This window comes from Paraburkholderia sp. RL17-337-BIB-A (assembly GCF_046025895.1).
GTDB lineage: Bacteria > Pseudomonadota > Gammaproteobacteria > Burkholderiales > Burkholderiaceae > Paraburkholderia > Paraburkholderia fungorum_C.
Map to the genome: position 1 here is coordinate 746626 of NZ_JARESY010000003.1, position 22042 is coordinate 768667.

Here is a 22042-nt window from a genome sequence, read left to right on the forward strand (position 1 = left end):
GATGGCGAACTGGATGAAAGAGCAGGCTACTAAAGCCAAGAATATTCAAGTCACAGCTGAGGATCAGCAGCGAGCGCTCGATGCGCCGCCCGTTCAGGCTCGCACTGCACCAGGTCAGCTGATGCAGCTGCAGGCAACAGCCGAGCGACAACGCAAAGAGATTGCCGACCTCAAAACCCTGCTAGACAAGGGTGCCCGAGCAAAGCGGCCGATTGGCAAGATGCATGAGGTACCCGGTCGTCGCCGGAAGCTCACAGCTGAGCAATACGCCGAACTGAAAGCGAATCTTGCCCAGTACCCACTGGTGTATCCGGTTGTGCTGGAGGCTCGCGGTGACGGTGAATGGAACATCAACGCTGGTAACAACCGCGTCGCCATCTACGGCGAATTGGGCATCGATGAGATCGATTCCATCGTCTCGGACATGGAACCCGAGCAAGCAGAGCGGCTGGCGTTCTTCTCAAATCTCTTTGCCCCTTCCCTCTCGGACTACGAGAAGTACTGTCACTTCCAACGGTTGAAGGCGACAGCCGACGCTCTCTCCCAGCAGGAGTTGGCGACCGCAGTCGGGTTGTCGGAATCGCACGTGAGCAAGATCTTCGCGTTCGACGGATTGCCAGCTGATGCGAAGGCAATCCTAGAAACGCGTCCTGAGCGACTGGGTGCTGACGCCGCTGCGCATCTGACTCGGGCGCACACAGAAGGTCGTACGAAGGAAGTGATCGAGGCCGTGAATCGACTGGTGAATGAAGAGCGTTTCACGCAGAAAGAAGCTGTCGCGAGCGTGCAAGGCAAGCCTGCGAAAGCCACACCGACCGGCCAAACACTCATCGTGAAGCAAGGCAAGAAGAACTACTGCGAGATCACCGCGCGCAACGGCATCATCGGTGTGCGACTCAAAGTGGATGCTGAGCGGGCCGATGAGTGGGCAAAAGAGATTCAAGCGCTGATCGAATCGAAGCTTGCCGAGAAACCGGTTTCGTGAAGAAACCGTAGCGTTTTCAATGACTTAGATTTTAGAAGCTTGGACTGGAAACCAACCAAATTTGTAAGCCGTTGTTTTGATTGCACTTTCGTGACGAAACTTGGTGGAGCTTATGACACGGTAACGCCAGAAAGACAAAGGCCCCCAGCTGGAAACTGAGGGCCTTTGCGTAAGTGGGCTTGGCTGGAAACCTCGCACCACACTCCCCAGCTGGAAACTGGAAAGGGTACAACGTCAACCCGGAGTGTAGCGCAACGAGATAGCCAGTCAAGCGAATTCAAATCCATTTTTGAGAATGGACGCTCGACATGTCTATCGCGCAACGCTTCGTTGCTGGCGAGGGTGAAACTCACCCCGAAGACTCAACCGCCCTCACCGCCTTCCGTTCTGATGACACCAACTTGCCTTGGATCATCTTCCGCGCCGCATTTCGCGCGTCCCACATCGACGCCCTTCCCCAACGTGCGCGTGCCGTTCTCGCTGCTCTCGCACGAACCGTAGATCAAGCCAAACCGTTCGCAGCCATCTTCGCGCGTCGCGAGTTGCTCACGGGTCGCGCTCTTCAATCGATGCGCACCTTCTATCGCAGCCTGGATGACCTCGAAGCCGCTGGTCTGATTGAACGTCGTCCTCAGTCCCGCTATGTTGAAGCAGGCCTCTTTGGTCGCGCGTATCTCCACCTCACTCAGCATGCCGCTGAACTGCTGGGTCTTGTCGAAGCCCCGGTTCCTCACAACCCGGAACCCCAGCCTGACTCTTTGCCGAGTCCGTCTGCCACCGTGGCAGACGGTGGTATATATAAGGATCTTTACCCTGCTTCTTCTCAAAAGAGACAACCCGGGCAAGTGCCTGCTGACCTTCAGCGTCTGCGGTCTCTGGGTTTTCTTGATTTCCTGATTTTCAAATTCATGCGTGAAGCGCGTGAGAACGGCAAGCTCCTCTCCGACGTCGTCGAGGCTACGTGGGAACATCTAAAGGAAGCCGCAAAGCCCATCTGCTACCTAAACGCTCTGCTCCGCAGCCCGGTCGATTTCCGCTACCAGCTGCGCCGAAAGTCTCAGGCTGCTGTCGAGCAACAGGTCAAGGTGCAGGTCGAGGCTCAAGGCGAGCGCGTGGCTCGTGAGAGTGCTGGCCAGACATTCGTAGACGCGAGCGGCGAGACGGCCTACGTCGTGAGTGCGGACGGCGAATCGATGACCGTGTACAAGGCAGGCGAGGGAATTGGGCGTCAGGCAACCAACTGGAAGACTGGCTTTGCGCAAGCCAAGGAGCGTGGCTTCATCCGTCCAGCCACGACCTCCCGCCACATTGTCGCCGCGGCGACGCGCTCACACGAAGCGCGGCAGCACATCGCTGGTCTTCGCGACCTTCTGCGGCCGCGTCTGGCTTAAAAAAAAGAGAATTCGGACGATCCTCGTTTATGCTCGTGTCCGGTCGCACCTACGGGCCGCGAGGCCGAGGGCGTGCAGGTCACAGGGGTAAGGTCAGCGAGGTCGAGAAGCCAAGCGGTGCGTCAGTATCAGTCTCGCCGCAGAGCGCGAACTTGACGACCACCATTCGTTCAGCGACCAGCCTGATAGAGAACTCGGTCCCGTATCGACGACCGACGATCGACGGACTCTCCATCTTGCGCACCAGCTCCTGCAGGAACCCTGTAAGTTCTCGCTGGTTGGTCGCTGACATGACAGTGACGCCTTCTGCATTCAGCTCCGTGCCCGGAATGCCGTCCGCGGCGAGCGCCTCCATATACGACTGAAAGTCGAGGAAGTCGGTGCCACTCACATCGAGCGTTCGCTTCTCGCAGTCATAGTAGACCTTGCCGTCCATGTACCCCTCGCCCGAGTCCATCACGGTCAGCATGGCCTTGTGGATGACGCCGATGAAAGTCGGAAAACCGATCGTGCTCCCTGTCAAATTGCTCATAGCTTCAACCCCAACTTCTTCAATACAGCGGCAATCACCTTGATCTCGTGATCGGTCGCGGCTGTGGTGTCCGCGAAAGTCTCCCCGAACGTTTCGTTGATCAGCCGGATCAGAGCCGAACTTGGCTCTTCCGCGCTCTGATCCGGCGCTGCCAGACAGCGCGCGTCGCTGTGGTACTGCTCGATCTGGTATTCCACCCAGTCCCAGTAGCCGATCACGGTGTTCTCAGCAGCAACTTGCTCGCGCCACTCCGCGCGACGCAACGGCGTTGCCCGATGCTCGCCATCGCCGTTCGGGTTGTACTTGTTATCCAGTTGAGCAGCGCTCAGACGTTGGTCTTCCACCATGATCGCGTGAAAGCCGGCATTGGCTGCCTGCGCATGTTGGGTATTGAGGTCATGCGTGGTTGGACCGATCGACATGTTTTCGTTCCTTGTGTAAGTTCATTAGGATCGCGAAACGAATTCATAGCGCTGGAGTCCCTTGAGGGGCAAGCTACCAATCTGGCGACCCGTGCTGAAGCCTGCGATCTCGCGCAACAGTCGTAGGTAGTTAGTATCGATACCCTGAAGTTCGCACCAGTCGAAAAAGTCCGCTGGCGATACGAGACCCTTGGTATCCTCGGAGTGACGCCATTCGCGATGGTCGCGCCGCACGACATGGACGCGCTCGTTGCTGTGACTGATCACGAGCGACTGATCGTCGTCCGCAATATCGAACGTGACAATCGGCTTCTCGTCGTCCATCGACAGATCAGGCGGGACCACACCGTTGATGAGGCAACACGCCATGACGCCCGTCCAGTAGGTGGACTCCAGGTACTTAGCGAGTGCGAGAATCTGCCTCGCAGCCTTCGGCACGTCTGTAAGCGCCCGGCAATGGCACCCTGGGGAGTGCCTACCAGCGATCAGGCGGTGATCGGCGCCCAGCGATGAGGCAGTAGCTGAGCGATGTCGTCGGCGGGCTCTGTCGCGCTAAGTGATCAGGTAAACTGGGGCGACCTAAATTGAGACGACCACGATGACCATGACGGGCAGGATGCCGCGTACGACGTTACCACCGGGAATCGCGAAGGTGATGAAGCGACTACATTACCCGCTGGACGTGATCCTGCTATGTGTGCGGTGGTATGTGGCCTACTCGCTGAGCCTGCGTGATCTTGAGGAGATGATGGCCGAACGGGGCGTCGAGGTCGACCATTCGAGCGTGCACCGCTGGGTCATCAAGCTCGTACCGTTGTTCGAGAAAGCCTTTCGCAAGCACAAGCGGCCAGTTGGCAAGAGCTGGAGAATGGATGAAAGTGTGTCACGAACACAAGTGAGAACTTGTGGTGCTGTACTGAAGATGGGAGTAGGCCTCCCGGAGCCGGCTTGCAGGAGCAGGCTTCAAACCGCCCGGTGCTGCTGCGTTCAAAAGGCGTGGTGGTGAGCGACCGTGGAAAAGTCGTCCGAGAAGGATGGCAGGTATGTGTTGAGAAGATGAGCGAAAGCGAACCGTTCGATGACGCGTCGTTAATCCTTCAAAGCGCTGTCAAAACTGGGGTCATTTCGTCGCTCCAGGATCAGTCGGGAGGGGACCTGCTTACGGACCTGACGGCAGCCGGCGTAGAGGCGGCATGAGCTCAACACAGGCTTCGGTATGGAACGTGAGAACCTTGCTCCGGATGTAAAGGGAAATGACATCGCGCCAGGGAAAGCCTGGGAAAGGAGGATGTGAAAGCGGAAACCTTTCGTTGGGGTCCAGAGGGTTCGACTCCCTCCCGGCAAAGGCTAACCACCAGCCGGAAGCAAGTCTTGCATGGGGGACGGTAACGTACTTCGTGAAGCGTAGACAGCGGGTGCTGAAGCCGCGTGATTGAGTCTCGAAATACCTTTGTCGCTGGTGTCTTCGCCTTTGTTATAGCGGGGGCAGTACTGTGTTGACCGTTACGGTGAGGTCAGTCGGGCCGGCCGGGATCTGAGAGCGGGGCAAAGGCATGGGATGGATTCCCCAGGAACCTGGGAGATCCTGCGCACGACCAGTTCAAGACGCCGAAGGCAACAGGCGATAAACGGGCCAGGCCCGGGCGGATGTCTCCGCCGCACGGGAGCGAACCAGGAGAGAAGGACTGGGGCGAAGAAGCGAATCCATAAGCGACTTCGTATTCGGCGCAGGAAGTCTTAGCGCCTTGATAGTACCGATGACGCCGGGGAACACTGCTCGGGTGGACCCGGTCGAGGAAAGCGGGGCGTCGTTGCAACAGAATCGCTCGTGAGAAACACGGAGGTGCCTTGAAACCTGAAAGCGTGTCAACGAAACAGGAGCGAATTGCCGAACTGGCGCGGATGAACCCGGCGATGGCATTCACCTCTCTGAATCAGTATCTCGACTATGAATGGCTGTACTACGCCTGGGCGCAAACGCGCAAGGATGGCGCAGTCGGTGTGGACGGTCAGACGGCGGAAGAGTATGCAGCCAACCTGGAGCAGAATCTCCTGGGCCTGATCGCCCGCATCAAATCTGGTCGCTACCAGGCGCCGCCAGTGCGAAGGCACTATATCGCCAAGAGCGATGGCGGACAGCGTGGCCTCGGCATACCGTGCTTCGAGGACAAGGTAGCGCAAAGGGCCGTCGCGATGTTGCTGGAGCCGATCTACGAGCAGGACTTTATGGACTGCTCATATGGGTTTCGGCCAAGGCGGAATGCACATCAGGCGGTGCAAGCCGTGCGTAATGGGATCATGAAACAGGGTGGGCGATGGGTGCTGGACGTTGATGTTCGGAAATACTTCGACAGCAGCTATGCCGACGGTATCATCGACAGGACGGACTTCGAGCCGAAGATACAGCAGTTGAAGAACCGGCTAGAGCAGGTCGATCAGCAGATCCAGGAATCCCGGCAGCACGGGGTGGCTCAAAGTGAACTGTTTCTGGTCATCAACCGGCTGGAGGAATTTGCAAGTGCCGTTACGGACAAACTCGCTACGATCGATCTCGCAACGAAGCGCAAGATCGTACTGGCTCTGGTCAAGCGTGTCGAAATCCACAAGGATGAAATCCTCGTCGTATTCCGGATCGATCCGCAGCCCGGAGGTCTCCTCGCAGGCGAGAATTCGAATGATTCAGACGATGGAGTGAAAAGTATGCAACATTGTAGGCGGCGTAATCTCGCCGATCCTCAGTAATGTCTACCTTCACCACGTGCTGGACGTGTGGTTTGCCGAGCAGGTGCAACCGCGCCTGCGCGGACCAAGCACGCTGGTTCGCTATTGCGACGATTTCGTCATGCTGTTCGCATACAAGGACGACGCAGATCGTGTGCTGACGGTGCTCGGGAAACGGCTGGATAAGTACGGGCTGCAACTGCATCCGGATAAAACCCGCCTGGTGGACTTCCGTCACCGACCTGCGCATCGATCGGCAGAAGGCGACGAGCCGTTTGCAACGACCTTCAACTTTCTCGGGTTCACCCATATCTGGGCACGCTCGCGATGGGACAAGGTCGTCGTGCGGCAACTGACGGCGAAAGACCGCTTTGCGCGGGCGCTCCACGCGATCGACGAGCAGTGTCGCCGTATGCGGCACTGGCTTGTGCGGGACCAGCACCAGCGGTTATGCCGGATGCTCAAAGGGCACTATGCGTACTTTGGTATTGCTGGCAATAGCCGTCGTCTGGGCTGTCTGGTCTTCGAGGCCCAGCGGCGCTGGCACAAGTGGTTGAAGCGGCGCTCGCGAGAGCGTTCGCTCACCTGGGTCGCTTTCAATCAGATACTGGCGGTCTTCCCGCTGCCGAAGCCTCGCATCAGGCAGCGCTCTGCCACGCCGTGAGCAAATCTGTGCAATGAAGAACCGGATGCCTTAATTGGGCTCGTCCGGGTCTGTGAGGGGCGAGGAGGGTAACCTCCTCGTCTACTCGGAAATGGCAGACACCATGAGGAAGAATACCGATGCCGGAGTGAGGGGCGGAGCTGCCCGTAGTAGTGTTGAAGCCTTTGTAATGAATCTCAGCTATCTCACATCAGGTCACCAATGAATTCGCACACGCCTTCCCCGTCGAGTCGCCCAAAAAGAGAGATTGCGCCGCACGACACCCGCGTCGATCGATGATCGTTCGCATCATGAGCCTGATTCGATCAGCGCAGCTCAACGGCCATGATCCCTTTCCGCAATGTCTCTTTGCGCGCTATGCCGATGATGCGGGTGGTCCATTGCCGCAGCGAGGCGCAGGCGCAGGAGGTCATGCATGCCATTGCCTCGCGGCTGGCGGAATGCGGGTTGCAGATGCATCCTGAGAAGTCAAAGATCGTGTATTGCAAGGACCGAAGTCGCAACCAGGCCTACCCGAATGTGAATTTTACATTTTTGGGCTTTCTGTTTCGTCCGCGAAGGGTGCTGACGAGGTCCGGGCGGCTCTCCACGAGCTTTCTGCCCGGCGTGAGTCCTGCTGCCCTGAAACGGATGAGACAGGCGGTGCGGCGGTGGCGGCTGTCTCGTCAAACGTCAGGGTCACTGGTTGATCTGGCCGAGCAATGCAATCCCACGATACGTGGCTGGTGGAACTACTACGGGGCTTTTCCAGCCTTGTCCACTGCGCGATACAGGTACTTCCACTGGCCGCGCACCTTGCGGATACTGCAAAAAACATCGCACCTAGTTGCAACTGCAGGTGTCACTGTTTCGATTCCCGCAATAGGACCGTCAACCGGTTGACGGTCTTGAGCCTTTGGCGTTTGTCCCAACGTATTGGCCAGAAACAACAAATTCAGTGCGACGCTTCCGCCAAACTGTGAAACCGTGAAACTCTTCGGCCACGATCGTAACGCCAATTCCGGCTTCAGATTCTCCTTCACTCCATGCCAAACCTTGTCTTCAGCATTTCAATCATGAACTCGAGCGCCGCTACGCTGTTAGCGTCGGACTCGTGAAGGTGCAATTCAACGACTAGGCGCCGCTTTGCATTCTTTCCTGGCGCTTTCCTAACCCTCACGTCGACGCCGGGGATATCGATACCCGCCAGGCGGTTCAGTATCAGTTGGGGTGATGGCCTACGCGGCGAGCAGGCCGCCTCGGCTGCGAGCGCGCGAACGTTCTTCGCCCCCTGCAGCGCTATCAGCCTCACTATTTGCTTGGCGGCCGCGAAAGTAAGATCGTCACCCGGAAAAAGCATTTTTACCTCAGCGGGCAAGACCTTTTCAATGGTGAGAGCCTCGCTAAGCCGGGATTGCGGTATGCCCATGTGTACCGCCGCGATCCGTTGACTCGGGAATGCACCTCGCATGTAATACGCTGCAATGGCGAGTGGCCCCTTCAATCCGGGAGGGGCCGCTTGTGAGCGTACTTCACCGCCTGATCGTAAGGCGCGCACAATGCCCTTTCCATCCATGCCAGTTGTGTCTATCGTTGCGGCGCTGGCCGCGAGCACGCTTTCGCCACGTTGACTTGCCAATCTCAGGAGGGCGCGCGCGTTGCCAGTGCTCAAGCCCGGTCTGTCGAACAATCCTATAATTACGCGAGGCAATCGCGAGACAGCCAGCGCCTCGACAATTCTCGGTGGCGCGACTTTCGTCTCAAACATCCTTGACAGCTTCTCTGCTGCTTGACGATATGTCTTCCATTGCGTTCCCACGCCGGCCTTATAAATTAATGCTAGCCGCAGTGCATCGTCCACGACTTTTTCCGTCATTAAGTTTTCCCAGTAAAGCCGCTTCCGAAGCCCTTCTAACGATTCACGGTCGAAGGCTTCCAAGTTAAAAGCGGTATTTGCACTTGTCGGTTCGCTTTCAAAAAGCAATCACTTTTTACAGCGTCCCGAACGCTGGTGTCCTCTTGCGGCGCTACCACGCGCGCAACGATCTTTTTTAACCATGGTTAGTTTTTTCGGTCGAGTACCAGTCGTAACCATCTGATTCTGTGGAGAAAAAAATTTTCGATCTTGTTCCATGAATGTAAATCTGTAACAGAAGTTGGAACGCACATCAAGCATTGCACACCTGGATGCACGATGGAGACAGAAAGAGTACTGATTTCGTATCTCTTTCTCGCTGAGGTCCGTAACCATGGTTAACGTTTCGACAGCCATGCAAGCCTAACTGTCGACGGTCGCGACTACAAAAGGCGCTTAAATCTCCGTACCTTTCGCAGCAAAAGTCTAGTTAGAAATTGTTTCAATGGTAGCCATTCATCAAGGGTTGCCATGCGCATTTTCAGTAACAAGCGGCAGGCCGCGCTATCTACGGCCCCCGGCATGTATGCCGAGGAAGACGATCCAGCGAAAGTTATTTTCGAGACGAGCACGCGGCTCAAGGTTGAGAGCAATCGCTGGATGCTTATCGCGTTCGCGTGTGCGGCGGTCGCGGCCGGAGCCGTCTGGACGCGTCAGCCGCCTCCATCTGTCACGCGCGTGGTCGGAGTGTCGGCCGACGTAAGCGGTCATCCGGTGGTGACAGAACTCGTCGCCTATAAGCCCGACTCGCAGGCACTGCGTACGAGCATGCGTGACATGGCCGTGCGCTGGTTCACGATCGAGCCGGTCCTCACCGACAGTCTGACGACATCGCGCATGTCGCTGAACATCAATTCGGTGAAGGCGCAGATGATTGGTGCGGCAGCCGACCAGTTCAAAAGCTGGTTGCGCGACGACGCACCGTTTCAGCAGATCTCCGCGAATCCCAAGCTGATCCGCGAAGTGGCCGTCCGCAACATCGCACTGCTGGAAGACCAGACAGTCCTCGTCGAATTTACTACGACAACGTCTCAGGCCGGCGGGACCGGCAAGCCTGACGTGAAGTCGTATGCGCTGACCCTACGCTACCAAATAGTCGCGCCGACCGCCGACGCGGCACTTACCGCCAATCCCTTCGGCATCTATATCCCGTTCTTTCGCCTTGAGCGGACCGGTGGAGCCTGACCAGCATGATCTCCAGACCTCAGCGGCCGGCGCTCGGCCTTCTTTTTCTGCTCGCGGCGACGGCATTGCCGATGACTGCGGCGAAGGCCAAAAAGCCGGCCGACAACGGTTCGTTCAACGCCGCGATGATAGCGGGTGACCCGATGAGCCCGGTCAACCCGTTCAACAGCGGTTCGGATCCGCTCACGATGCCGGGCGACGCCCGCATCGGCGTCTTTCCCTACAGCCGCGACCAGATTTTCCGGGTGCTCACAGCGCCGTTAAAGCTCACGACCATCGAGCTCGATCCGGGCGAAAAGCTGATTGCCGATCCTGCAATGGGCGACAGCATCCAGTGGGAAGTTGACGACGACAAGATGAACCATGTGTTCATCAAGCCGCACAAGGCGGACATCGTCAATACGCTGCACCTGACGACGAACCGGCGGGAGTACGACTTCACGCTGATAGCCTCGCCGGCAGGCGGGTTCTTCTATCAAACCGTACGGTTCCAGTACCCGCGCGCGCCGATGGCCAGGGTGAACGTCCGCGATGAAGGCAGCGGGGCGGGGACGGGCACAACCGGTGGGAAGCGTGGCGGCGATTCGGGTGCAATCAGCGTGGCGCCTGACAAGCTCAACTGGGACTACTCGGTCGACGGCAACGCCGAGTTCAAGCCAGAGGTCGTCTTCGATGACGGTCACTCGATCTGGATGCGTATGCCCGCCAAAGCGCAAACGTGGCCGGTGCCGATGTACAAGGATCACGGCGATCGCGTCGTCGGCAATTTCATCCGTCGTGGCGACTTTCTCGTTTTCCAGCGCCTGGCCGACGAAATTGTTCTCGTGTCCGGCAAGGATGAGGTGACGGTAACGCATGGTCGCCGGCGCGTGTTCGGAGTGTTCTGACCGTGGCCAAAAAGACCGAACAGGCCACACCCAACGCCGAGCAGGCCGCGATCGTCAAGGGCAAGACGCCCCGCAATGCCATCATGAGCATTGGCCTGCTGGCCGCGCTGATCATCGGCGCGCTCGGCTTCTACTATGAGCTGAAGGCGAGCGATCAGGCGGCAGAGGAAGCGCGTCTGAAAAAGGCGTCGGCCCTCAAGTCCAGCACCGAGGTACCTGCTGCAGGCACTTCAGACATCGAGAAGATGATCAGACAGCAGCAGGAGGCTGCCGCGGCTGATGCGGCAGCCCGTGCCGCGTCCGAAGCGTCTGCCGCGCAGCGTCCAGGCGTCAAGCCGGTGTTGACGGGCAATGACTTCCAGCGTGAGGTGGGGGCTGCTGGCGGTGACACGAGCGCGCTTGCCGTGAGCAACAAGCAGGACGCGATCTATACGTCGTCCGTGTTCAAGCAGTCCGGAGCTTCCCGCAACGCCAGCCAGCAGTCGACGATGATGCCAGGGGGCGTACCCTCGCTCGACGATTTCCGCGCAGCCCGTGCAGCGGCGACGGCAGGTGCCCAGAACCCGACGGACGGGATGGCTCTCGCGCTCGCCAGGCAGGGGCAGGCACCGGAGGACCGCGATAAGGCGTTCCTGAAGGAAACAGCAGGGCAGCGCGGCATCGAGCGGACCACGTTCAACGGCCAGGCCGGCGGCTGCACCTTGACGCCTCCGCACAACATTCACGTCAAAACGGTTGAAGGGTTGAACTCGGACAAGCCCGGTCGCGTCGCGTTGATGGTCGACGAGGATGTGTACGACAGCCTTCGCGGCGACTGCCTGATGATTCCGAAGGGCTCGTTCATCAACGGCGCATACAGCGCTGACGTGAAGGTCGGTCAGGAGCGTCTGCTGGTTGCGTCGACCAGCCTGCGGCTTCCCAACGGAAAGAGCGTGCCGATGAACGGCATGCAGGGCGCCGACCAGAATGGGTACAGCGGCTTTTCAGGCGATGTCAACAACCACTTCCTGGCGATCTTTGGCGCGGGCTTCATTACCGCAGTCCTGCTGAAGAGTTTCGACAATGGCGCCACTACATCGACGACGGCAGGCCCCATCGGTATTACGACCACAGGAAGCACAGCGGGGCAGGTCGCCGCGACGACTGCGCAGGCCGTGCTTCAACGCAACCAGAACATTCCTCCGACGATCACGGTACCACCGGGCCAGCAGTTCCTCGTTCAGGTCACGCAGGACATTGTCATGGAGCCCTACCATGACTAGGCGCGCCGTCGCCGCGTTACTTCTGACGGTAGTGTGCTCGTCGGCCGGAGCGGCGGTGATCGACACCGTCATCAGTCCGACTCGCTTCGTGGTTGATGAAAACGGCGTGCGCTCCGTGCTGGAGCTTCCTGGTAAGCCTGTCTACGCGTGCGGCCTGCAGCGTTTCCTCGCTTGGGCGCAACCTCTGAAGGGGCAAAGCATCACTCCTGGACCACGCGGCTTCGCATCCGTGCTCGTTGATGGCGCGCCGGAAAGTATCCAGAGTCTGCTGGTCCGAAGCGGCTGGCTGCTACCTGCGGTCCTTGACGACGACGCGCAAGCCGCGATGACTGAGCGTCGGGGTGGCTGGGCGTGTGCAACGGCACAGGCACCCTTCGATGTGATGCACACGAGTGTCGACGCAAAAATTCTTGCGGGCATCGCGCTTAACGAATCGGCCTACAACGGGCGAGCGTGGCCGTGGACGTTGAACGTCGCGGGGCGAGGCTTCTTTTTTCGCACACGAGCCGATGCGTACAAGGCCGTCCGGTTTCTGATCTCGAATGGTCGGTGCGATTTCGATGTAGGCATTTTGCAGGTGAACTGGTGCTATCACCGGCAGCGCTTCGCGTCGCCGTGGGATGCCCTTGCGCCCGCAACGAATATCCGCGTGGCTGAAGACATTCTCAACGAGAACTATCGCAAGACAAACTCGGCGGTGAAAGCCGTGGCGTATTACCACAGCGCGAACCCGCAGCCAGGCCGCGAATACCTCGCGCGCTTCATCCAGCATCTTTCTCAAATCGACCGCGGTCTATGAAGCAAACGCTAACCCTCATCGCGTTGGCAGTTTTCTCGTTGTCAGCGTCGGCAGCGAGTACCGATCCGCTCGACTTTGACTATCAGGTCAACGGGAACATGACCGAGCGGCCCGCGCTTATTTTCAACGACGGAACGGACACGTATCTTCAGCCACGAGCCGGCCAGAATCTGAAAGTAGACGGCGGTCACGCTGAAGGCCCATACATCGTTGTGTCAGGGACGCCCGAAGTCGTTTCCTATTCGGTGGGTGGGTCGAGCGCCACGGCCCGATGGAAAAAGGCGAACACCTTCACCTCCGAGGCGAGCAACCGCAGTGGCGACATGCCTGCCGGTTTTGCTGGTTTCTCGAACCGCCTCGCACTGATTGGTCCGCGACCCAGTCTGGAGACGACGCGTCCGATGAGCGCAACGTTGCCGCTTGCACAGATGGTTAAGTCGCTGGTACCGCAAGGTTGGAGCGGCTCGGCGCAAAAAGACGTCGACCTGACGAACGCGCAGAGCTTCGCAACGCGAGACGGCGAGAACTGGATGCAGTCGCTCGACCGCCTGTTGGGGGCAGTGAATCTCTACGCCGACGTCGATTTCACCGCGCACCACGTGACGTTGCGTCGCGCGGCCGCCAAATCGACCGGGGTGAACTATGTGGCAAGCGCCGCGCCTGCGCAGGCTGCAATGCAAACAGCGGCAGCAAGCTTATTGCCCGCGTCGGGGGTAGTTGTCAGCGCGAGCGACAAAGTGCAGCCGCAGGACGGCGGTCTCGCCGCCAAGTTCGGCGCGCTAGCGATCCGGGACGGCGACGACACGCACATCCAGATCCGCTTCTCACAAAGGCCTGCAAAAGAGCTCGTCTTTCGGGACATGGAGGGGCACTCCCTGAGGCCAAAATGGGACGACTCAAACAGTGTCGTGACGATTAGCCGGGCGGATCGGTTTGTTGTGTCCAATGGCTCGGACAGCGTTGAAGTGGCGCGCGTTGCCGGCCTCGTCTACGGATTTGACGCGAAGAACACCGCAGGCCTTGAAGCGGTGTTCGACAAGGAAGGATCGACGTACTTCAAATTTGCCGACACGGTCGGCAACGTCAAGGTCTCGGATGTCGCTCACATGGGCTCAGGTGAGCAGCAGGGCCGCTATTACAAGTTCAACGGTACCGCAGACCAGTTCATTGTCAACGCCGACGGCAATGTCGTGAACGTGACGCGTAAGCATGACGTCCGCTTTTTCGACAGGACGAAATCATGAGGCGCCGGGCCGTCGCCTCATTTGCGGGCGCGCTGCTGTTCGTGCAGCCGACGCTCGCAGACTGCCTCGATGACGCAGCGCGGTTCCATCACGTCAATGTGGTGCTCGTGCGCGCAATCGCACAACAGGAGTCTGGCATGCGCGCCAATGCGGTGAACCGGAACACGGACGGTTCTGAAGATATTGGCCTCATGCAGATCAATTCGTCGTGGCTTCCGAAGCTTAGGCGCTATGGCGTCACGCGGGAGTCGCTGTTTAACCCATGCGTCAACGGATACGTCGGCACCTGGATTCTCGCGTCGAACATCAAGCAGTTCGGCCCGACGTGGAAGGCGGTTGGTGCGTACAACGCCGTCTCAACCAACAAGCAGCTGGTGTACGCAAACCACATTTATCGGCGCGTTGTGCGCGCGGCCCACTGAATCTCATGAAGCCAATCATCATCATGCCCACCCGTCGTCGCGCCTCGCTCCTTGCGAAGGTTTTCGCACTACTTGCTATGACGGGGTTGGCGAACGCTGCGTTTCCGCAATCCCACCTGTCGCCGCCAGCGGGTGACGGTTGGCAGATGCTGGACGCCAACGCAGCCAGCCCAGCCGCGCCTGGCCCAACGGCTTCGCTCGCGATGGCCAACCCTGCACCGAGTGCGCCTGCGACGTCTCACGCATCGCCGCCGCCGGTGCTTGCGTCGTTCCAAGCCATGGCGCCAACGATCACCTCAACTGCCGTCACGCCGGTTGTCCTGCCGGGTGCACAGGCTGCGGCCGGTTCCAGCGCCCTGACGCTCACGATCACCCCGCGGGACATCAATCTCCGAAACGCGCTCGACCGCTGGCTGCAGCAGCAGGGCTGGCAACTGGCCTGGAAAATCGACGATGACCTGCCGCTCGAATTCAATGCGACCTTCAGCGGTGATTTCGACTCCTTGCTGACGCAAGTCATGCGCGCGACCAATCACATGCGCACGCCTACGCGCGTCTGCGAACACATCAACAACGTCATTCGCGTGGTCGCCCGCGCGGCAAACTGCCAGGACTAAACCATGCGAGCAAACCGCTTCCAGGCCGCTGTATCACTCCTTGCAGCAACCATGCTGACGGGTTGCGTTGTGTCCCAATCCGACGTCAACCACGCCTATGACGCAGCGACACACGACGCGACGCGCGCGATGGCCGGCATGGGGGATTCGATGCCGCTAGTCGAGCACGTCTCTACCGCGTTTCTCGGCGATCGCCTCGTGCCCGTTGCCTATGAAGCGACGCTGCCTGCAGTGTTCCGGGACAAGAACGTCACGCTTCCGGCGAATCTGCCCATCACGAAAATCGCTACTCTCGTTTCCGATGCGTCGGGTTACCCGGTTCACCTGAGTCCCGATGTCTTCATCCCGCGTGAGGCACTGGTCGATCCCGTTACCAGCGGCAAGGCGGGGATGCAGGCACAAACTGCATCGACGAACATGGAGCCGGTCTACCGGCAGCCGGGCAATGCCCGGATCGGCCAGTATCTTCACAGCGTGACGGAAGACCTGGGACTTGCCTGGAACTTCGACGGCGCGACCATCAACATTTCGCGCTTCGTCACCCGGACTTTCCAGATAGCGGCGGTTCCAGGCGCGGTGAAAATTAAGTCATCGATGTCGAAGGGCACCGACACGTCGACGGGCAACCAGTCCAACGGGGCGGGCGCAACGAGCGCGAATACCGGTTCATTCGCGGCAGTCACGTCAACCGGTCGCGACGGGACGTTCGATCAGATCGGATTGATCACCAAGGAGCTGGAAAGCTTGAAGACGCCGATGGGGAAGGTGACGGTCAATCCGCATAGCCGTCTGGTGATGGTGCGCGACACGAAGGAAGCCGTCGATCGCATGAACGACGTCCTGACCCGCGAGAACGCCATCTCGACACGTCAGGTTTCAGTTCGCGTGCGCACGTTACAGATCGCGCTTAACAACGGGTCGCAGGCGGGAGCGAGCGCAGACATTATTTTCAACCGTATTTCGAACGGTTTGTCGCAGTACGCGATCAGCGTGGTATCGCCTACCTCGCTGGCGACCGCCGCGGGCTCGGTTGGCCTCTCCATCCTGAAGCCCAACGCGCCGCTCACTGGCACGAACGCCGTGATCAACGCGCTGAACACCTACGGCAAGACGGTCACGGACAACACGCAGACCAAGATGACCCTCAACGGCCTGCCGATGTCGATAGGCTCGTTCGAAACGAAGGGCTATCTGGCTGCGACGACTCCGTCAACCGGGTCGATCAGCGGCACGGCGGGGGCGCCGGGCCTGACGCCGGGTTCGGTCACGGTCGGTGACTTCGTGAACATCCTCCCGTCGGTGAACGATCACAACCAAATCATCCTGTCCTACTGGAGTGATAACTCCAAGCTCAACGGTCCATTCACGACGATCGGTACGGGCTCTGGAGCGTCGGCCCAGCAGATCCAGTTGCCCGACATCGTGGGCAGCAAGGACGATCAGACGATCGCGCTGTCCGACGGTCAGACTGTGGTCATGTACGGCGCTGTAACCAACAACTATGACGGCTCAAGCAACAACGGGATTCTCGGTGCGAGCGGCGCATGGAACAAGGGGAAGACGTTCCAGGTAATTATGCTGACGGCCTCCGTCGTCCCGTCGATGTGAGCGGCGCATGCACTTCGAGACGATTCCCAACGAAAAAAAGGCGCGCCTAGTCTTCGGACTTGACTGGCGGGCCTATGCAACGAAAGGTGCGGCGGGCGAGCGCCGTCGCTACGCCTACGAGCTCGACGCGACGCACTTCGTAGAGATCAAGGGTAAGGAAGAAACCGTCGCCGGCTTCTGTGCGCCGGAACCTGCCGATAGAAAAGGGCTGAAGCTGTATTCGGCGGCCGCACGGGTGGCCGGTCTCGATCGCGTGCGCTCGAAGCCCGCCGTGCTTGTCCTGGTTCAGGACGGCCAGCGGGTGCATCTGATTCTCATTGTCCGCGGCGCGGTGCGCGTCGACCAGACTGTGGCGCTCAATGCGCTTGAGGACCGCCGTGATGCGCTCGAGGACGAGTGCGCAAAGGATCGTGTCCGCCTGGTCACAATCGGCTACGGCCCCGACGTCACTGACCTGGATGAGCCCTTCACGCCCGCCGAGCTGCTGCGAGGCAAGAGCGTCGGACTGATCAAGAAGGTACCCGTGAAGGTACCGAAGGTTATTCCACTGACCGTTATTGCCGGGACAGTGATCTATCTAGGCCTCGAAGCGCTCGCCTACTTCAATCCGCCGCCGCCGCCGCCGGCACCGCCGCCTACCTACATGCAGGATTATCAGGCCGCGATCGCGCGCACTTTCAGTGGCGCGGTGCCGCTCGCGTCAGGGCTTGCGCCGGCGCTGATCGACGCGTTTGGCAAGCAGGAAACCAACGTAGCAGGCTGGCAGTTCCAGAAGGCGTCCTGCGGTGCGACCGGTTGGTGCTCGATCACCTACAAACGCGAGGGCGGCACCTACAAGGAATTCGACGCACGTGCACCGGCAGAGATGCGGCCAGTGGTGTTCGATCCCAACGGTTTGCTGTTGCAGGTTAAGGGGCCGGCCGTGCCGCATGTCCAGAAACTCGCGCTTACTGAACAGAAGCAGTGGCCGACCGCGCAGGCTCTTATCAAGCAGCTTCAGACGGACCCGCAACGGCTGTCGACGAAGCCCGACCAGTTGATGAGTCACGGCTACGTGGTCACGCTGCGCCCGCCCCAGCGTTTGCTCGCCCGGCAACCGAACGCCGGAGGGATCAACGGACCGATGCTTCAGGCAGGCGACTGGACCATCGAAGGCTACATGTGGCAGAGCCGGCTACTGGAGAAGCTGCCGGGCAACATGGCTCTGGACACGCTGGAGGTTGAGCTTAAGGAGGATGGCAGTGGCGTTCATTTCACCGCGAAGGGTAAATACTATGTTCTCCAATAAATTCGGCCGCTTCGCGGCAACATCGCTTGTCGTGCTCTGTGCCGCTGGCCTTGCACACGCTGATGAGAAGCATCTGACGCTCGATGACATCGATGGCCTAGCGCGGCAGAACCTCGTCAACTCCATGCGCAAAACGGATGGCGCCCAGCCGCCCGCGGGTGGTGTTGCATTGAACGCTCCCATTATGGCTCCGCCCGCTGCGCCTGTCGCCGCCACAACCGTTGTTGCAAAGCCGCCGAAGCGTTCAGACTCACCGGCGCGAAAGGCGATACCGGTGTCGTTCGTTGGTGCCTATAGCGACTCGGCAGGCTCGCACGTGCTGTACGAGTATCAGGGCGGCGTCTATTCATCCAGTCGCGGCGAAAAGCTGCTGAACGGGTGGGTCGTGACGCAAGTAAATGGGTATCGCGTGACCGTGGCAGAAGGAAAGCGTACGTGGGCGGATGTGATTGCTGTGCCAGCAGGTGCCGGTTCGGGTGGCGATAACCCCGCCATCCAGGCGATTACGGACCTTGGTGGCCCACTTCCGGTGGCGACGAACGTTGGCGCGTTTGGTGGAGTTCGGTAAGCATGGGCATTTTTTCAGGTGTTGAGACAGACGACGCTCAGGCGAGCGGTGGATTCCTGAAGCGGTTCCGCGGCGTGAGGCCATCGGCATTTGTTGAAGCTGGGCAGGGGACAGCGCAGCCAGCGGGTCAGCCGGGACAGGAGCCGACGTTCCGCGAACCAACTCGCGCTATCAATCCCACGGTCTCGTTTCTTGGGCGCAAGCTTTCCGGCGACGACGTCGAGGACGTCGAGTCATTCACGGAGTTGGGCATGTCGGGCGCAGCAGTGGTCGCTGCGGCGGTCATTCAGCCAGCGGTAACGCACGAGCAAACGGATGTGGCGAAGTCGGTGCAGGTTGGCGAGGCCGCACGCATGCCTGCCCAAGATGTGGTGGTTAGCCCGGCCGCGGACGTATCCAGCGGCCTGGGCAATGCGTACGCCGAAGGCGAAAAGGCTCTGCGCGAATTGGACTCTCTGATTGCGGCGCAACGGGGCTCGGCAGAACGGCCAGCCGCCCCTGACGAAGCGCCTGCGACGGTCGCGGCTGCTGAGCCAGTCATTGCCGCGCGACCGCAGCCGGCACCGCAACCAAAACCGGTACCTGATGGCGTGACGGCAACAGCGCCCCGAAAACAGGCCGCCGAGGCTGTCGCATCGGTGGAAGTGTCCCAGGTCGCCCAGGCACCGGCGCCGACGGAAGAGTCAGTCGACGACGAGGACGATGACAGTCAGGAGCCAACCAGCGATCTGAACGGCAGACCTGTTCTGGTGTCCGCCGATGCGCTACCTGACTTCAAACGGATCGTCACAGGTACGGATAGCGACGCAACCTTGAAGCTGTCAGCTGCCGCTCGCAAAGAGTTTGTCGCCGTAGAAATTCAGCCGGGCGTCGCTATTGTTGCCGCGACCGCGCGATTCAGCGAGCGGGCCCAGTTCACGACGTTCGTCAAAGACCTTGCCGCGCGCGACCTGCTCGTACAGGAAGAGATGATCGCAACCGAGGAAGTGATCGCGGCCATCTACGAAGGAAAGAAGCGCGAAACATCCGGCAACGTCGAGCGTGAGGCGTCGCGCGCCATCGGCAACTTCCGCGATATTATCGAAGCCGCGCATGGTTATGGTGCGAGCGACATTGCGATTGAGCCGCGAGACTTTCGCGGAGAAGTGGAGGTGCGGTTCCGCGTGAATGGCGACGTGTACACGTATCGCCGGCTGCCGAAGAACATCGTGCGTCGTGCGCTGTCGGCCGCTTATTCCGACCTGGTGCAGAAAAACACGAACTCGGGTAACTCGTTCCAGCCGAGCGCCCCACAGTCCGCAATGATCCCGCTTGTCGTCGGACGCGACACCATCAACCTTCGCTGGCAGTCGGCGCCGACGGTAGGCGGCTACGACGTTGCTCTGCGTTTGCTGGACGGCAACTTCAAGAATTACTCGGTGCTCATGCCTGCGCAGATGGGGCTCGCACCGAGCCAGTTGGCCCTGATCGACACGCTCAACCACGTGAGCGGTGGCATTAGCGTCCTGACGGGGGAGACCGGTTCTGGCAAGACAACACTGCTACGCGCCCTGTCGTTCATGCTGCCCGACCGCGAGTTGAAGAAGCAATTTGCCGTGAGCGAGCCTTCCGAGTATCCGCTGCCGTGGCTCTCAGAGATCTCGATCATCCGCCGCCCGGATGAGTCAGACGACGAAGCCAACCGCAAGTACGCGGAAGTCATCCGTACGCTGATGCGGATGGACCCTGACGATGTGACGATCTCGGAAGTGCGAGATCGCGTGGCCATGGGCCTTGTGTCCGAGATCGCGCTGACCGGGCACCCGGTACGGTTCTCATTGCACGCAGGCGACATCATTTCTGCCTTCATGCGTATGGCGGGCGGCCGCCTGATGCTGCCTATCGATGAACTCGCTGCTGAAGGGTTTGTGAACGCCGTCGGCAACCAGAAGCTGATTCCGACGCTTTGCCCGCACTGCAAGCTGCCCGCCGATGAGGTAATGCCGCAGGCCGATCTGGAATTGCTGCGATCGAAGTTTGGACTCGACACCTCGCGGATGGCATGCCGCAACCATGCCGGTTGCCAGCACTGCCGCCTCGACGGCCTTTTCTCACGGGATGGCAAGGTTGCTGGTGGCACGAAGCGGCCCACGCTCGTAGCCGAGTTGTACCGGCCGACTGAGGCGTTCCGCGAGCGTATCGCGGCTCGCGACTGGGCCGGCGCACGTCAGGTTTGGCGCGGCGAGCGGAAGACCGGGTTCGACAACGAGGATATGACTGGAAAGACGGTATATGAACACGCTCTTTTCAAGGCTTCCCGTGGGGAAATAGACCCACAATTTATCAACCGTTCGATGCAGTCGTTCGGGCAATACCGCGTGTTTCCGGGCGCGGACGGAAAACTTTAAGAGGCTGACGGGTCATGCTTAGTTCGTTGATTGCGCTGCTCCCCGAAGCGACACAGATGCGTATCGCGCGCTGGCGCTTTCAGAGCGTGCGCGAGACGTTCTACAAGGAAACGCGCCTCGACATCGAGAAGAAGGGCCTGCGCGACGTCGAAACGCTGCGCGAGCGGCTCGAGACATATGAAAACCGCAACCGGAAGCGCAACCGCATCGTGTGGAAAGTCTTTGCCACGGTACGGGAGCGGCTGGTGAAGGGCGACTCGTTTTCGGCCGCAATCAAGCCGTTCATACCGGGTGACGAGTACACGCTGTTCGATATTGCTGACGAGTCGACGCAGAGCGACGCAGTGGTGCGGGGATTCGAGCTTGCCGAAATGGCGGCGTTCGCCAAGCGCACTCTGTCGTCACAGACCGCGCTACAGGTTGCTTATCCGACGTTTCTACTTGTCTACCTGTACGGCTTTTGCATGATGTTCGGCGGCATGATCTATCCGCAGGTCGTGGAGATCAAGCCGCTCGAGCAGTGGCCTGATGCCGGGCGGCTGCTGTACCACATCGACACATTCGCCTACGACTACTGGTGGTTATCCACGTCGGTCGTCGTCGGAACCATAGCAGCCTACTTCTATACCCTGAAGCGTTGGGTCGGGCCGCTGCGCATCCGGTTCGACGGCTTCCCATTGATGTGGCGCAACCGGCGCGACATGCGAGCAGCGCTGTTGATTGTGTCGCTCGCTGGCCTGTTCGATTCAAACCTGACGTTGCGCGCGGCGATCAACCGGGTCGCCCATACGGCCGATCCACGGATGCGGTGGCATCTGACGACGATGAACAAGCGCCTCACGCAGCGACCCGATCAGCCAATGCGTGCCCTTGACACGGGCATCTTCTCGGAAATGATCGTGGACACCATCACCGATGCCGCCGGTCGGGATCAGTTTGAAGCGGCGATCAAATCGCTCGGGCGCGATTCGCTTGGGAGAGTCGTCGAAGCGGTGAAGCGCAATGCGCGATTGACTCACTACGTGCTTCTTGGATTTGCTGTAGCCGTTTTCCTGACGATCGGAGTGGGCTCGTACGTCGTCACAGGAGCGGTCAACATGAGTGGTGGCATTCCGGTAGCCGGCGCTCAGTAAGCGCTCAACGAGCAGTCATATCTAGGCACGCTG

At 59.7% G+C, this 22042-nt stretch carries 23 protein-coding genes and 1 pseudogene; 19 read left to right on the plus strand and 5 right to left on the minus strand.

From position 1 onward, the window contains the following. Nucleotide 1: 1 nt before the first annotated feature. Together P0D84_RS41430 and P0D84_RS41435 are read left to right on the plus strand one after the other, a co-directional pair. On the plus strand, nucleotides 2-985 hold the full coding sequence (locus tag P0D84_RS41430) for a ParB/RepB/Spo0J family partition protein (RefSeq protein WP_408348128.1): 984 nt from the start codon (nucleotides 2-4) through the stop codon (nucleotides 983-985). Nucleotides 986-1293: 308 nt separating this feature from the next. After that, the gene (locus tag P0D84_RS41435) at nucleotides 1294-2376 is read left to right on the plus strand and encodes a Replication protein O (RefSeq protein WP_408348131.1); all 1083 of its coding nucleotides are present in this window, start codon (nucleotides 1294-1296) and stop codon (nucleotides 2374-2376) included. A gap of 79 nt (nucleotides 2377-2455) precedes the next feature. On the opposite strand, the gene P0D84_RS41440 is transcribed toward P0D84_RS41435, so the two are convergent. The 3 genes from P0D84_RS41440 to P0D84_RS41450 are packed head-to-tail and all read right to left on the minus strand — an operon-like array spanning nucleotide 2456 to nucleotide 3768. Beyond that, the gene (locus P0D84_RS41440) at nucleotides 2456-2908 is read right to left on the minus strand and encodes a hypothetical protein (RefSeq protein WP_408348134.1); all 453 of its coding nucleotides are present in this window, start codon (nucleotides 2906-2908) and stop codon (nucleotides 2456-2458) included. Continuing rightward, nucleotides 2905-3330 (minus strand): hypothetical protein, encoded by a 426-nt coding sequence (locus P0D84_RS41445; RefSeq protein ID WP_408348137.1) that lies wholly within the window; start codon nucleotides 3328-3330, stop codon nucleotides 2905-2907. The genes P0D84_RS41440 and P0D84_RS41445 overlap by 4 nt, the downstream gene beginning before the upstream one ends. Before the next feature lie 24 nt (nucleotides 3331-3354). Further along, nucleotides 3355-3768 (minus strand): hypothetical protein, encoded by a 414-nt coding sequence (locus P0D84_RS41450; protein ID WP_408348140.1) that lies wholly within the window; start codon nucleotides 3766-3768, stop codon nucleotides 3355-3357. A 166-nt stretch (nucleotides 3769-3934) separates the two neighbouring features. Here P0D84_RS41450 and P0D84_RS41455 point away from each other — a divergent pair. The 4 genes and pseudogenes from P0D84_RS41455 to P0D84_RS41470 all read left to right on the plus strand — a co-directional run. Then, nucleotides 3935-4210 (plus strand): annotated as a pseudogene (locus tag P0D84_RS41455) (IS6 family transposase); the annotation flags it as partial. Nucleotides 4211-4278: 68 nt separating this feature from the next. Continuing rightward, a complete protein-coding gene (locus P0D84_RS41460; protein ID WP_408349887.1) occupies nucleotides 4279-4527 on the plus strand; it encodes a hypothetical protein in 249 nt (82 codons plus the stop codon). A 705-nt stretch (nucleotides 4528-5232) separates the two neighbouring features. After that, the gene (locus tag P0D84_RS41465) at nucleotides 5233-6072 is read left to right on the plus strand and encodes a reverse transcriptase domain-containing protein (RefSeq protein WP_408348143.1); all 840 of its coding nucleotides are present in this window, start codon (nucleotides 5233-5235) and stop codon (nucleotides 6070-6072) included. 25 nt (nucleotides 6073-6097) lie between these two features. Beyond that, a complete protein-coding gene (locus tag P0D84_RS41470) occupies nucleotides 6098-6715 on the plus strand; it encodes a reverse transcriptase domain-containing protein (RefSeq protein WP_408348147.1) in 618 nt (205 codons plus the stop codon). 305 nt (nucleotides 6716-7020) lie between these two features. Here the strand turns inward: P0D84_RS41470 and P0D84_RS41475 are convergent, their stop codons facing one another. After that, nucleotides 7021-7203: a hypothetical protein gene (locus P0D84_RS41475; RefSeq protein ID WP_408349890.1), complete on the minus strand. Its 183-nt coding sequence runs from the start codon at nucleotides 7201-7203 to the stop codon at nucleotides 7021-7023. 142 nt (nucleotides 7204-7345) lie between these two features. On the opposite strand from P0D84_RS41475, the gene P0D84_RS41480 reads away from it, so the two are divergent. Then, the gene (locus P0D84_RS41480; RefSeq protein ID WP_408349769.1) at nucleotides 7346-7597 is read left to right on the plus strand and encodes a group II intron maturase-specific domain-containing protein; all 252 of its coding nucleotides are present in this window, start codon (nucleotides 7346-7348) and stop codon (nucleotides 7595-7597) included. A 136-nt stretch (nucleotides 7598-7733) separates the two neighbouring features. Here P0D84_RS41480 and P0D84_RS41485 read toward each other — a convergent pair whose 3' ends face one another. Next, nucleotides 7734-8570 (minus strand): hypothetical protein, encoded by an 837-nt coding sequence (locus tag P0D84_RS41485; RefSeq protein WP_408348150.1) that lies wholly within the window; start codon nucleotides 8568-8570, stop codon nucleotides 7734-7736. A 510-nt stretch (nucleotides 8571-9080) separates the two neighbouring features. Between P0D84_RS41485 and P0D84_RS41490 the strand changes: the two genes are divergently transcribed. Genes P0D84_RS41490 through P0D84_RS41545 form a run of 12 tightly spaced genes read left to right on the plus strand, consistent with a single transcriptional unit; the run spans nucleotide 9081 to nucleotide 22009 of the window. After that, entirely contained in the window at nucleotides 9081-9794 is a 714-nt protein-coding gene (locus P0D84_RS41490) for a VirB8 family type IV secretion system protein (RefSeq protein WP_408348153.1), read from the plus strand. Nucleotides 9795-9799: 5 nt separating this feature from the next. Beyond that, nucleotides 9800-10681, plus strand: coding sequence for a TrbG/VirB9 family P-type conjugative transfer protein (locus tag P0D84_RS41495; protein WP_408348156.1), 882 nt, complete (start codon nucleotides 9800-9802; stop codon nucleotides 10679-10681). A 2-nt stretch (nucleotides 10682-10683) separates the two neighbouring features. Further along, nucleotides 10684-11943, plus strand: coding sequence for a TraB/TrbI/VirB10 family type IV secretion system protein (locus P0D84_RS41500; RefSeq protein ID WP_408348159.1), 1260 nt, complete (start codon nucleotides 10684-10686; stop codon nucleotides 11941-11943). Next, nucleotides 11936-12742, plus strand: coding sequence for a transglycosylase SLT domain-containing protein (locus tag P0D84_RS41505; protein WP_408348162.1), 807 nt, complete (start codon nucleotides 11936-11938; stop codon nucleotides 12740-12742). Before P0D84_RS41500 ends, P0D84_RS41505 begins: the two co-directional genes overlap by 8 nt. After that, the gene (locus P0D84_RS41510) at nucleotides 12739-13986 is read left to right on the plus strand and encodes a TrbG/VirB9 family P-type conjugative transfer protein (RefSeq protein WP_408348165.1); all 1248 of its coding nucleotides are present in this window, start codon (nucleotides 12739-12741) and stop codon (nucleotides 13984-13986) included. Before P0D84_RS41505 ends, P0D84_RS41510 begins: the two co-directional genes overlap by 4 nt. Further along, nucleotides 13983-14408: a lytic transglycosylase domain-containing protein gene (locus P0D84_RS41515; RefSeq protein ID WP_408348168.1), complete on the plus strand. Its 426-nt coding sequence runs from the start codon at nucleotides 13983-13985 to the stop codon at nucleotides 14406-14408. The genes P0D84_RS41510 and P0D84_RS41515 overlap by 4 nt, the downstream gene beginning before the upstream one ends. 5 nt (nucleotides 14409-14413) lie before the next feature. Then, complete coding sequence (locus tag P0D84_RS41520; protein WP_408348171.1) at nucleotides 14414-15025, plus strand: toxin co-regulated pilus biosynthesis Q family protein; 612 nt, start codon at nucleotides 14414-14416, stop codon at nucleotides 15023-15025. Nucleotides 15026-15028: 3 nt separating this feature from the next. Next, the gene (locus tag P0D84_RS41525) at nucleotides 15029-16633 is read left to right on the plus strand and encodes a type II secretory pathway protein (protein WP_408348174.1); all 1605 of its coding nucleotides are present in this window, start codon (nucleotides 15029-15031) and stop codon (nucleotides 16631-16633) included. Nucleotides 16634-16640: 7 nt separating this feature from the next. Then, complete coding sequence (locus P0D84_RS41530) at nucleotides 16641-17921, plus strand: type IV pilus inner membrane component PilO (protein WP_408348177.1); 1281 nt, start codon at nucleotides 16641-16643, stop codon at nucleotides 17919-17921. Then, nucleotides 17875-18489 carry a hypothetical protein gene (locus P0D84_RS41535; protein WP_408348180.1) on the plus strand — a complete coding sequence of 205 codons (615 nt, stop codon included), beginning with the start codon at nucleotides 17875-17877 and terminating at the stop codon, nucleotides 18487-18489. The genes P0D84_RS41530 and P0D84_RS41535 overlap by 47 nt, the downstream gene beginning before the upstream one ends. Nucleotides 18490-18491: 2 nt before the next feature. Further along, nucleotides 18492-20876, plus strand: coding sequence for an ATPase, T2SS/T4P/T4SS family (locus P0D84_RS41540; protein ID WP_408348182.1), 2385 nt, complete (start codon nucleotides 18492-18494; stop codon nucleotides 20874-20876). A gap of 14 nt (nucleotides 20877-20890) precedes the next feature. Further along, complete coding sequence (locus P0D84_RS41545) at nucleotides 20891-22009, plus strand: type II secretion system F family protein (protein ID WP_408348184.1); 1119 nt, start codon at nucleotides 20891-20893, stop codon at nucleotides 22007-22009. Nucleotides 22010-22042: the final 33 nt, after the last annotated feature.